This window comes from Rhodanobacter sp. MP7CTX1, from assembly GCF_014205795.1.
Classification (GTDB): domain Bacteria; phylum Pseudomonadota; class Gammaproteobacteria; order Xanthomonadales; family Rhodanobacteraceae; genus Rhodanobacter.
This window is the reverse complement of record NZ_JACHCN010000015.1, coordinates 16,820-28,470: the sequence shown is the minus strand read 5'-3', so window position 1 is coordinate 28,470 and position 11,651 is coordinate 16,820. Positions and strand designations below refer to the sequence as shown.

Annotated in this window: 12 protein-coding genes and 1 tRNA gene; 6 read left to right on the top strand and 7 right to left on the bottom strand. The window is 61.0% G+C overall.

Annotated features, from left to right (window positions below; all coding sequences use genetic code 11):
- The first annotated feature begins 178 nt into the window (after positions 1–178).
- From HDE77_RS16220 to HDE77_RS16200, 5 genes are all read left to right on the top strand, one after another.
- Positions 179–1,117, top strand: a complete 939-nt coding sequence (locus HDE77_RS16220; protein WP_184418962.1) for a site-specific integrase — start codon at positions 179–181, stop codon at positions 1,115–1,117.
- Positions 1,118–1,280: 163 nt separating this feature from the next.
- Positions 1,281–1,592 (top strand): hypothetical protein, encoded by a 312-nt coding sequence (locus HDE77_RS16215; protein WP_184418961.1) that lies wholly within the window; start codon positions 1,281–1,283, stop codon positions 1,590–1,592.
- On the top strand, positions 1,592–2,803 hold the full coding sequence (locus HDE77_RS16210) for a hypothetical protein (protein ID WP_184418960.1): 1,212 nt from the start codon (positions 1,592–1,594) through the stop codon (positions 2,801–2,803). The genes HDE77_RS16215 and HDE77_RS16210 overlap by 1 nt, the downstream gene beginning before the upstream one ends.
- 82 nt (positions 2,804–2,885) lie before the next feature.
- Entirely contained in the window at positions 2,886–3,254 is a 369-nt protein-coding gene (locus tag HDE77_RS16205; protein WP_184418959.1) for a hypothetical protein, read from the top strand.
- A 230-nt stretch (positions 3,255–3,484) separates the two neighbouring features.
- Positions 3,485–4,027, top strand: coding sequence for a hypothetical protein (locus tag HDE77_RS16200; RefSeq protein WP_184418958.1), 543 nt, complete (start codon positions 3,485–3,487; stop codon positions 4,025–4,027).
- 206 nt (positions 4,028–4,233) lie between these two features.
- On the opposite strand, the gene HDE77_RS16195 is transcribed toward HDE77_RS16200, so the two are convergent.
- The 7 genes from HDE77_RS16195 to HDE77_RS16165 all read right to left on the bottom strand — a co-directional run bounded on the left by HDE77_RS16195 (position 4,234) and on the right by HDE77_RS16165 (position 11,120).
- The gene (locus HDE77_RS16195; protein WP_184418957.1) at positions 4,234–5,580 is read right to left on the bottom strand and encodes a HipA domain-containing protein; all 1,347 of its coding nucleotides are present in this window, start codon (positions 5,578–5,580) and stop codon (positions 4,234–4,236) included.
- Positions 5,581–6,282: 702 nt separating this feature from the next.
- Positions 6,283–6,501 (bottom strand): hypothetical protein, encoded by a 219-nt coding sequence (locus HDE77_RS16190; protein WP_184418956.1) that lies wholly within the window; start codon positions 6,499–6,501, stop codon positions 6,283–6,285.
- A gap of 174 nt (positions 6,502–6,675) precedes the next feature.
- Positions 6,676–6,903, bottom strand: coding sequence for a hypothetical protein (locus tag HDE77_RS16185; protein ID WP_184418955.1), 228 nt, complete (start codon positions 6,901–6,903; stop codon positions 6,676–6,678).
- 24 nt (positions 6,904–6,927) lie between these two features.
- Positions 6,928–7,074 carry a hypothetical protein gene (locus tag HDE77_RS16180; RefSeq protein ID WP_184418954.1) on the bottom strand — a complete coding sequence of 49 codons (147 nt, stop codon included), beginning with the start codon at positions 7,072–7,074 and terminating at the stop codon, positions 6,928–6,930.
- A gap of 28 nt (positions 7,075–7,102) precedes the next feature.
- Positions 7,103–9,979, bottom strand: coding sequence for an autotransporter domain-containing protein (locus tag HDE77_RS16175; protein WP_184418953.1), 2,877 nt, complete (start codon positions 9,977–9,979; stop codon positions 7,103–7,105).
- A gap of 129 nt (positions 9,980–10,108) precedes the next feature.
- Positions 10,109–10,432: a hypothetical protein gene (locus HDE77_RS16170; RefSeq protein WP_184418952.1), complete on the bottom strand. Its 324-nt coding sequence runs from the start codon at positions 10,430–10,432 to the stop codon at positions 10,109–10,111.
- A 613-nt stretch (positions 10,433–11,045) separates the two neighbouring features.
- Positions 11,046–11,120 (bottom strand) — tRNA-Val (locus HDE77_RS16165).
- A 161-nt stretch (positions 11,121–11,281) separates the two neighbouring features.
- On the opposite strand from HDE77_RS16165, the gene HDE77_RS16160 reads away from it, so the two are divergent.
- Positions 11,282–11,623: a lipid-A-disaccharide synthase N-terminal domain-containing protein gene (locus HDE77_RS16160; protein WP_184418951.1), complete on the top strand. Its 342-nt coding sequence runs from the start codon at positions 11,282–11,284 to the stop codon at positions 11,621–11,623.
- Positions 11,624–11,651: the final 28 nt, after the last annotated feature.

The following is an 11,651-nucleotide window of genomic DNA, read 5'->3' as shown; positions in this document are numbered from 1 at the left end:
ACATATGGACCCAAATTTTGGCCCAAGCAGCTGATCATCACGTGGTGAAGGTGCCTCCTTTTGCCTTCTGGGGAACTCGCGCCTTCGTGCCGCAAATTTTCGCGGCCTTGCCACAATCCAAACGTGTGTCACATACATGCGGCTGGCGGACGCCAGCTCTATGTGAGGAGTGACGCTGATGAGCAAGCCCGTCTGGATACCAGAAGAACGCGCCCTGGGGATTCCGACGCTCGAAGCGTTCGCAGGCACATGGCAAACAGAGCGACTGCCGGAATGGAAACGCTCCCACGCCCGTACGGTAGGAGAGGCACTGGATTTTTGGGTGCTACCGTCGATTGGCGATCGTTCCTTGGATGCCATCGCGCGTGCGGATCTCCTGGCTTTCCGTGCTTGGATGCATTCGCATGACCGCCATCCTTCCGCAGCGCGCATCAATAAAGTGGTTGGAGTCCTTGCGGCCCTCTTGCGCGAGGGCACACAGCGTTACGGGTGTCCGGATCCGACCATAGGACTTAAAGCTTTGCAGATTGTGGAGCCCGATATTCATCCGTTTTCGCTGGCGCAGATGGAGGCGATCCTCGGCGCACTGGAGCCGCGCTGGGCCGATTATTTTTCGGTGCGCTTCCTCACAGGTCTTCGCACGGGCGAAGCGGATGGATTGATGTGGGCGGATGTGGATCTTCAGGGCGCCATGTTGTCGGTGAATCGCGCTTGGGTCGACGGCGAATGGGAAACCCCTAAAACCCGTGCAGGCCGACGTGATGTGGTTCTCGCGGCGCCGGTCGTGGCTGCCCTTGAAAGGCAGCATGACCGCACCGGTCGTGGAAGCCTGGTCTTCTGTTCGCGCAATGGCACGCCACTGAATCGACGCAACGTCACCCGGCGGACGTGGTACCCCGTGCTGGATGCCTTGGGCTTGACGCGCCGGCGCGCCTATCAAACGCGGCACACCTACGCCACGTTGATGCTGGCTGCCGGGGAGAATGTCGAATTCATTCGACGCCAGATGGGGCACAGCGATGCGCGGATGCTATTCACGCGCTACGCACGTTTCGTTCCCAATCTCACCCGGCAGGACGGCACGGCGTTCGGTGCGCTGGTCCGGGGTATCGCATGACAATGGGTGAATACCGCCAGAGCATGTGAGTGAGAAGGGGCGGACGGGTGGTGTGTTTTGTCGGTGCTGTAAGTCGTGGAGATCCTGAGCGGTGGGGGCTCTTGCGCTACAGGCGAGGAGTGGTATCCATGAGGTGAATCACTCTACGGACAAGGGGCTCCTCATGGAAAAGATCCACGGTTTCACTCTCACGGAAATCTTCGAGCACGCATCGATTAGCACGTTGGATGTGTCGTTCGAACTGTTCTGCAGCTCTCCGGTGACCACGCTTCAGTTGGTCGGCCAATGTGACGCGATTGACATCATGAGTGCGAGATTTCGGCCTTTGCTACCTGTGCAGGTCAACCTTCGGCGCACGCTCGAGGCGCAGTGGCAACTGGAGGGTAATCCGGCAGAGCCCCATCGGCGGCGGAACACGACACATCAACCTGACGTTCCGATGGTGTGTGGCCACCGCATCGCGTTGGTCGCCTGATGACGATGGCATTCAACGAGGCCGTGTCCGGCACCTGCCAAATCCAGTGCTGGGCGGTTAGGCCTTGCACGCACCCATTGGCCTTCGGCGTTCCCCTTTTTTGTTATTGGGACAAGGACGGACGTTTGGTTGAGACGGCAATCACGCCACTGCCGCGCATGGGCGAACAGTGTCCGCAGGTGGGCGAGGTCCTCGCCTCCATCACCGAGCGGCCGAGCCTGCAGTTGATTCTCGACGAGGCACTGGAGGGTACGCCTCACGCCGTCTTCGATGCCATCCACGCGCATCTCGTGCACAAGTGGCTGATCTCACCCGAAGGTGAGTCTCGGGAAGTCGATCGGCGTGATCCCGTGGCTGGCGTCCTCGTCACTCCAGAGGGTGAGATCGCCGCCCCGGTCACCGGCATGTATCGGGATGTCATGGGCGTCATCACTGTCGAGCGACGTGTGCGCGGTGCAGACGTTCGCGTCCGCTGGGTCGCACCCTGGCACTTCACCGCTGACCGCGAAGGGTTCGCCGTCGCGTGTGAGGGGTTGACCCATGAAGATCTGCTCGCCGGTCTGGACGGGTTGACTCCGATGATGGCCATCGAAGGGGTTGCCCTGTTGCTCAACGATCCCCGACGCATGGTGCCGAATCTGGTGGCTGGCGCGCTCATCACCCGGGTCATCGCGGAGCTGGGCGACACGCATCCGGCCCGCTGTCGAGGGTTGGCCCTACTCGATCAAATCGAAATGGCGGAAGGCCACCTCTCGGCGGCCGACTACGTGGACTACACCGATGCTTTGGCCCTGTTACGCCAGCTGCTTGTGCTGGTTGCCGATAAGCGTCAACTCGGAAAAGAGCCTCTTTACGACGAATTGGCTTGTCGGCCGTCGTGGCAGGACCTGTATGAGTCCATCGTGGACGCCATGGTACGTGTGCATCGAGTCCTGGACGGCCGTGCACCGGAACGGAATCTTGTGCGCTCGTCGATCGAGCAGGTGGCGCTAACCAGTCGCGACGCCTACAGCGAAAAGATGCGCAGTTTGCGCGGTCGCATCGTGTCCGGCATCGGGGATCTGGCCGCGCACCCGCAGGAGGGGCGGGCCGGTGAAAGTGAGCTGGAAAGTCGCTTCCGATACATCGCGCGACTACTGGGTGCGTCGGGGTGGGAGATCGCGCGTCCGTACGAGGCCGGCGTCCTGGCGGCCGCCATCGGTGGATGGTGAGGAATAGGGCAGAGATGAGGGGGAGGATGTCAATCGGCGACAAAGCGGGACCACAACAAGTATCTATTAATGGAGGAAGGCAATGAATGAATCTCTGAAGGCTTTTAAAGACGGCTTCATCCAGGGGGTCCGGGAAACGCCACGGGGTTTTTTTGCACCTGTCTTGGCCCTGTGTCACTGGCTAAACCGGGTCACGGACGATGCCATGAGGGGGAAGGGGCGCAAGGATGAGCGTCGCCCCATCATTCACTCTGAGCCCGATCAAAGGATGGAACCGTCTACTGTCGACAGCAATGCGGAGCGGTCCAAGGACACGTGGCACGCCACCCTGACTCATCTGCTCGAGCGAATTACGGTGCTGGAACAGCGTCAGGACGAGCTGGATCGGGTGATGCGATCCGCGCGTGAAGTGCAGGGGCCGGACGATTCGGCCATCGATGAGAAGGAGTAGGTCCTCGATGTTCAAACCCCGATGCCCAATGACACCGCGTCAACGTGATCCGTTGGATGCTCAGTACGCCGACCTGCCCGCCTTACGGCGCGAACTGGCGACGATGAACGTTAATCCGCAAGGAAAGCGCGCGCACGGGATCTCTGCGAAGAGTTGGTCTATCTGAGGCGAGCGGCGCAGATCGACTGTGCCGGCCGTAGGCTTTGTGTTCATGTTTAAGGAGAGGAAAATTGGACTATGAAACCGTTGCACTCGTTATTTGTGGAGGAATCCTTTTCATTGCCATGTTCAGTTATATGGTCATGAAAGGAAAACCTACCCATGTGCCGAGCAGAAGGTCAGCAAAACGGCGTGCTGACTGCAGTCCGTACATTGGCCCATGCAATGATGATCCAATGCGCGTCAACCCCGCCACGGGTCTACCGATGGCAGATCAAAGTATCGACATCGGTGGCAACGTTTACGGAATGATCGATCAACACCTATTGTCTCTGAATGCGACTAGCGGCCTTCCCATGCTAGATAGTGGTCTGGATATCGCTGGCCATATGTCCGGCCACTATCCGTGCACTGGCGTAATCGATGCGGATTCGATGGGCATCAACCTCGCCACTGGTCTATCCATGACAAACCACGGTATCGACATCGGCGGCATCGTTCACGGAGAATTCGGTCAACACATGTTGTCTTTTAATCCAGCTAGCGGCCTTCCAATGTTAGATGGTTGTATCGATATCGCGGGTAATGCGTTCGGCCAATCGAGCTGCCTTTAGATAACCTCGTCGAATAAAAACGCCGGCGGCGCTTTCCAAACAGTGCCGCCGTTTTTTTGGCGGTCCGAGCTAACTATCGACAGGTAGATTTACCCCGGGGAAAGAGGCGAAGTCAGTCCGACTTCACCTTGAAATCGCATCCCGGCTGGCCACCACCATCGACCGGTGGCACCACGACCACCACCATCAACAGCGCGCGCGTGCTATCAGCCTGGAATTGCTGCCAGCGCTTCGCGAATTTGCTGTGCCCGCTGCGCGGACCACTCCCGCCACTCGTCGGTCGCCAGGTCCCGCCGGGACGTGTCTTCCCAAATTTCCGCAGCGATCACCATCGATTCGCGATCGTTTGTCTTGAACAGCGGCTCGGGCGCCAGCGGTGGCACCGCGTTCTGCGCCCCCACCGGTACCCAGCGCATCGGCGTCATGTCGTATATCGGCGCCAGTCGGAGTCGGTAGGGCGGGCTGGTACCAACGATGAAACTCAGGTTTCCCATGTGCATGTCGGTGTTGAGCAACAGGTGGCCGATGGTGGCGATGTGACGCACCTTGGCCACGTCCTCTTCGAGGAGTGCGTCCCGTTTCTGCAGGTGTTCTGCCGCCTGAACCCACCCGTTTGCCGGCCCCTGGTACTGATAGCTGTACGCCAGCGCGCGCAGGGACACCATACCCTCACGACCACGCGCGCCGACACGGTCAAAGCGCGTGGTTTCCAGCCATATGCGATCGTCGTGCATCCAGACCTCGGTGGCGGCCGAGTCCAGCCCATGGATCGCCATCGTCTGCTGCGCAACGGCTTCGGTGAGCATGATGTCTCCCCAGCGCCGCGCCGCCGGATTACCCGTCATGCGGGGCGAGAACTTCACCAGCACCGAGCGGCGGCGATCCCCTTCGGCAACGATGGCGGTGAACTTGGGCTGCTCGCCATCCGCCGAGGCGCCGATCATGACGCCATCGAGGACGAGGTTGGCGCGCCTGGCGTATTCCTTCCTTCGATCGCCGATGGCAACGACGCCGTCTTCCATCGGGTGGAGGGGACCGAGCGACAGATGGCCTCGCCAGTCCCAAGGCACCTGCAGCGCGGCGGACAGGATTTGTTGATCCGTCCAGGATTGGATGTCCAGCGACCAGCCCTGTGCGGCAGCGTGCTCACGGACCCAGGTGCGGCCCAGGAAGCCGGCGGGCCGGAAAGCATCCATGAACCAGGGCAGGCCCTGGTAGACCGGCAGGGTCTCGCTCAGCTGCGACAACGGCATCCACCACGGTTGCGTGGCCGCGTCATCCCAGGTCCACTGATTTGCTTCCAGCGCTACAAGGTTGCCGAGGAAGGAGTCGCTCCCGTCTTGATGGCGCATGTAGAGGGGCGATGGGGGAATGTCGGTACGCGCGATGGCATACCCCCGATTCCGCTTGGACCCAAGGCGAATCAGGTTTGGGGTGTCGCTCAAGGCGCGCTGAAAGCTGCGCTCGCTCCCGAACTCGTCCTGTACCTTCTGGTAAAGGTCTTGGGAGGGCAGAGCGCCGTACCGGATCAGGGCGACGGCGATGGGTAGCATCCGTGGCTGATTCACTGGCGGAAATGGCTCCGGAAAATGTTCTTTGATTTCCGCAGCCTACGCGTATTTTGGCGAATACGATCACCAGCATGGCTGTGTATTCAGTCTACATTTATAAAGTTAGTCGGAATTGCCGGCGGAATACGTCTCTGCAAATCTATTGGTAATCAGATACTTACTGGAAAAATGGCGGATATAAATCATATATTGGCCATCATATTCAGCATTTGTTTATCTAAGCGGGTTGCGCCATGCAGGAGGAGGCCCGCCACGCCATCCCCGGCGAAGGGTGCGCTCAGACATGGGTCGCGTTTGATGTTGTTGGCAGCACTCTTGATATCGAGCTGTCCCGGCAGGCGCCCGTTTGGGATCAATACTGTTGCAAAGTCAGCTGAACCGGTGAGCACACGCTGGTGCACTTCATGCCCACTGTTCGTTGAGCGGAAGCCGCCACGATGGCACCTCTGACCAACCCGTCGGCGAATGCCCAGAAATCCTCGTTCATGCTTTTCCTCCTCTCATAGTGTGCTTTGGCGCCCATCGTTGTTTGGCTGCGGCGCCATGCAAGGCAGCTTTGGGTTCTGCCGTAGGATCACGATCGCGCAACACGGCCAACTCATGTAGTGGGAGGACCACACCGTCGGCAACCGCCACCCCTCGCGGCGTGATTCCGTCGACGACGCGGGTCACCCTTGCGCGTTTTTATCCCACGGCGATCGGGGCCATTCGGTACTCGAGCCAGCGATCGGTGCTTCCAAAAAGAAGCGTGACGCCCCCGGCGACACCGAGAACCACGCTCGGTATAAATGCCCCGATCTGTGCAACAAGACAGATCAGTCCGCCGATGAAAAGAGTCGCCGCCACCGTCGATCGGCGCTGACGCATCGAGCGGATCTTCTCTTCAATTTGCTGATTTGCCATTCGCGCGCGTTGGTTGAGTCCCGTCAGATCCGCTTCCCTATACGTACTGCGCGTGCTGCGCCTGCCCACCGCCGCGACACGGCCTCGAAAATGGTGAATGGTGAAGCGGTAGTTGCCCTGCGCTCCCGTTGACTTGTAGTACTCGACACCAAGGAGCGCGTTGGCCCCAAGGCATCACGCATTCCATTGGAGTTCTTTTCTCGCTTGGTCCGGCGACTGGCGGGAGGCGCCGTGGACGATCCAGTCGCAGATCTCAACGAGCTCCCATCCGTGCAACCGGTCCGTCTTGGAGATCAGCACGTCGTCAGGTAGCACGAACGTGGTCACGCGGGTTCGGCACACCAGCGATAGTCTGTCGGCTCGGTAACCTTGGGGTGTGGTGCGCTCATCAAACGTGATCATGGCTTCGCCACCAATCTTGGCGATCTACGCGGCATCCGTGAACGACTCCTCGCGAAAAAAATAGTCCTTTCCATCATCGCCTTTGATGAAGCCGTAACCCTTGTCGCTCAAATAGGCCCTGAGGATTCCCTGCAAGACCTGCTCCCGATGTGTGTGAATGGTGTGCTGCATCAGCCCGTGCAAAGGCATCTGACTCTGATCACAGGCTCAACCTCACGCCGGCGGAAACCACCCGGGTGTTCGTATCGCCACCGGCCACCTGGCCATCCAGGTTGAGGAACCACGACCATCCGCGGCGTAGCTGCGTGGTCACGCCAAGACCCGCCCATGCACTGTTGCGCGGCGAGTTCACTCCCTCGACCGAGAACGTCGCAGTCGACGCACCGGCGTAGGCGGCATGGAAGGCCAGATCGTCGCCGCTGAAGACGCGCTGGTAGAGGGCGTAGCCCGACACATACGTACGACCACCGCTCCACAGCCAGTCGTAGGTCAGGCGCGCGCCGACCTGGCCGTCGGTCTGGTCGAAGCCTTCGCTATGTGCCATCAGGCCAAAACCACCGGCGCCGGCCTCGTTGATCGCGCCTCGATGCAAGAGGTTGTAGCCGAGCGAGGCGAACGGGATCAGCGACGCAGTAGCGAACGTGAGGTGATACCCCGTCTCACCGTAGAGGAACGTCATCGTGTCATCGCGCTGACTGGCGATGGTGTCGATGGCATCACCCAGCAAGGCCCAACGATTTATGTCCGACGTGAGCCAGTCCTGTCCGACACGGCCCGTGACATAGGCATTGCCTTCGCCGAAGCGACCGTACAATGACAAGCCGCTGCTACGCGTGGAACTGGTGCCAGTATCTAGCGCGTAGGTTGTACTCAGATGATTCCAGGTCAGGGCCGCACCGGCGATCAGGTTGGGCGACAGCGGCAGGTCGTAGCCGGTCATCGCACCGCCGCCGCTGTACTTGCCGCTTGCAAAGCCGGCGCTACCGATATCGCCATCTACACCCGTACCCTGAAACCACCCACCGGACGAACTTGACGCGCCGGGATCGGAAAGGCGATCAGCCAGCGTGCGGTTGACGATGCCTTCCTGCTGGAAGCTCAGCGCCTGCGATGATGCGTGGATCTGGCCGGCAAGGCTGTCGATCGACGCGGAAGCCACCGCCATATTCGCAGCGGACAAGAAGGCACTGGCCGACTGCAAAAACGGGGCGTGCGCGGTCGGGTCGTTTACCGCCCACTGGTCGGCCTGCAGAAGCGCCGCCTCGATGTGCTGTGCCGTCTGCTGCGTGGAGAAGGCGGCGGCCGGTAACCCTTCGGATGCCACGGCTGCGACCGACGAGCGCGTGACCGTCGCGTTAACCGCGTTCGCCGTGTAGGACAGCGTGCCGGTCGCAAAGACACTGCCCAGATCGAGCGTGCTGAACGTGCCGGTCAGTCCCGTACCCGTTGTGAGCACCGGTTCGACGGTTTTGACGACATAGCTGGACGTAGCCGAAAGCGCCAGGGCGCCGCCGTTGATCGTGGCACTGCCGCCAACCATCAGCGGTGTGCCGAGCTGGACCATGGTGGTGCTGGTGCCGTTCGCCGTGTAGTTGCCCTTGATGGCTAGGTTGCCCTTGGTGTTGTCGAAGGTGCCGCTGTTGATCATGTTGCCGTTGATCACACCCGTGCCAGAAGCGCCGCCTTCCACGCCACCGTTGCCGTTCACCGTCAGGTTGCCGACGGAGCCCATCACTTGTAGCCGACCGCCGTTGACGACAGTGCCGCCGGTATAGGTGTTCTGGCCAGTCAGCGTCAGCGTGCCTTCACCGTCAAGCTGCAAGCTGCCAGTGCCGGAGATGGCATTGGAGAAGATGCCGGTCGCCGTGCTGGGCATCGTCACATCGAAGACGCCCCAATCGAAGGCGCCCGGTCCGTTGACGGCCTTCGCCGCATTCACCAAACCGTAGCCGTACAGCGCTGGATTACCCAGCGACGTTGCCGTACCCAGCAGCGTCTCCTGCACGTTGTTGCCGGTGAAGTACGGGAACTGCTGCCACACCAGGGTCGCGACACCGGTGACGATCGCCGTTGCGTTGGAGGTGCCATCAGCATGCCCCGTGCTGAACGTCGTGCCGGTCACCGGAGAAAAGAAGACGTCGCCGGGCGCGCCCAAGCACCACGCCGCGGCAACGCCGCACGCATTCGACGGCGTGGCTGTCGACGTATCCAGTCCAGTCACCGTGCCGCTGCTGCTCAGCGTCACGTTGACGACGGTCAACCAACCTTTTTGCAGGTTGGGTTCGAGATACGGCATGCCGCCTTCCATGCTCGGTTGGGCAGCCCCCGTGTTACCTGCGGCCCAAACGAGCAAACCGCCGGCAGCGACGGTGGGAGCGTAAAAGCCATGTTCTTCAGTGATCACCGAATTCGGGTCGCTCGGCACGCCATCAGCGCCGGACGTCACCATGCTTGCTTCGCCGAAGGACATGTTGAACAGGCGAACGCCTTGGTTGAGCAAGGACGTCAGCGCGCCGGGGGCCAGCGACGACTGGATGGTGCCGGTGTCGTCACCCACTCGAGCGATGTAAAGATCGGACAGAGGCGCGACACCGCCGTAGAACTCGTCGCCGCCCGAACCATCCGCATTGGCTGTGCCACCGATGATCTCGGCCATGACCGTGCCGTGCCCAAAGCCATCCATCGCCGTGGTGTTGCCAGGGATGACAAAATCCAGGAACGAAGTGATGCGACCCGCTAGTGCCGCATTGGTCGGGTCAGCGCCGGAGTCCAAGATGCCGACTTTCACGCCCTGACCCTGCAACAGCACCGTGCCATTCTGATTCTCTGCCCACGCGGCCGGGACATTTTCCGGGTCGAGCTGGCTGCGCAGCGGGTTGTAGCTCGTCGTGACCGACGGCGTAACCGGCGGGGTCACTGGGGGCGTGACCGGCGGGGTAACGGGCGGAGTCACCGGGGTGGACGGCGGAGGCGTGGTCGGCTTCGTGTTGCCACCGCCGCCACCGCAGGCAGTCAGCGAGGTGGTGATGCCAGAGATCAGTGCAATGGCCAGAACGCGACGGCTATACAGGGTCATTGGTGCAGCTCTATGGGTGGGTGATTTCCAACGTGGCATGGTTCGTCATTCGCGCAAGGGGCCCGGTCAAGGCGGGTGCTGTCGTCGGGAAGTCTTGCTGGCGAACGACGCGACGGCCGTTCCCTGATGTCATGCATCGGTGCCGTCGCGATCGTGTGCGGCGGATCGCCTATGCGCCTCAAGCGTGACGGCGAACAGCACACACAGATGCTCCGTGGCATCGGCGTCGTGAACTGTGCTGAATACGCGGTGCAGTGACTCCAGCAACGCCAGGCGGTCGTGCGGTTTGCCATGGCGGCAGGTGCCGTCTGTCGCTAACCGCCACGCGTCAAAGACTTCAGCCGCCATCGCCGTGTCGCGGGAGCGCGTGGGCCAACCGGTGCGGTGAACCCAGTCGAGCACTCGTAGCAGCTTTTGGGGAAGATCGCTTTCGGTGGGGATGTGGCGGGGCATGACGTTCCTCGGGGTCGCTTGTCTGACCGGAGAAAAGCACGGACGCCGATTCGCGCAACCCCTGCAATTCGACCCCGTGAGAGTCTGTCGGAACGCCTCGTTGATCGAGTAGCTCGGCCGAACAGCGTCACTTGGTCCACGTTGGACACGCGGCTGTTCTGCCCGCGATGCGCATGTCGTTGGCCATCGCATGTGACGCCGCGTTCGGACCATGTAGCATATTCAGTGTGGAGCGCCACGCTTGCCCGACGTCGTCATCGTCAGCTGATCCATCGCCGCTAAGGGCCAGCCAGGCCCTTTTCAATGAGCCCGTGTGGCCCTTTGTCAGCGGCCACGAAACGAAGGGTCTTCGGGAGGCGAAAGTGACACGCTGGCCCTTTGGCCATATGACGCAGCGCTCAGGCCGGGCATCGATAGGGGCGGGTAGTCGCCTCAGCAAAAGGCCATGTGGGCCCTCTCGCGGCGGTCACGGTGAAGAACGTCGCCGCATCCCGCCGCGGTTTGCGTGCGGAATGTCCGTGGTCTGCGACAAAGAGCGCCGCCATTGCCGACGTGCGCCGGCATGCCTGATAACGACAAAGGCCCGGCGATGCCGGGCCTTTGTCGTTATACGTGGTGGGCGGTACAAGGATCGAACTTGTGACACCTGCCGTGTGAAGGCAGTGCTCTACCGCTGAGCTAACCGCCCGCCGAGAACGCGAGATTTTAGGGGGAGTTACGTGGCTGGTCAATGGCTGCGTCCGTTTGACCGCCCGGACAATGCATATTGGCCGGTTGCAGCCGGGCTTGGCGGCGATGCGTGCCGGGGGTTGTAAACTCGCCGCTCTTCAAACGCCAAAGCGCCCGACCATGGACTTTCTCAGCACTGAATTTGCCCACATCCTGCATGCCTTGCAGCATTTCGAGCTGACGCCATGGAAGATCGTCGGCCTGCTCGGCTCGGTGATGTTCACCAGCCGCTGGTTCGTGCAGCTGTACTACACGCGTAAACACAAGCGGGTGGTGATGCCGCTGTCGTTCTGGTGGCTGTCCGTGGTGGGCAGTGCGCTCTTGCTGGGATATTTCACCATCGGCAAGAACGATTCGGTGGGCATCATCTCGAATTTCTTCCCGGCGTTCGTCTCCGTCTACAACCTGATTGTTCATCTGCGCCATCACAAGAACAGCGCGACCGGCGACACGATTGCGTAGAACGTGTGGGAGCGACTTCAGTCGCGAT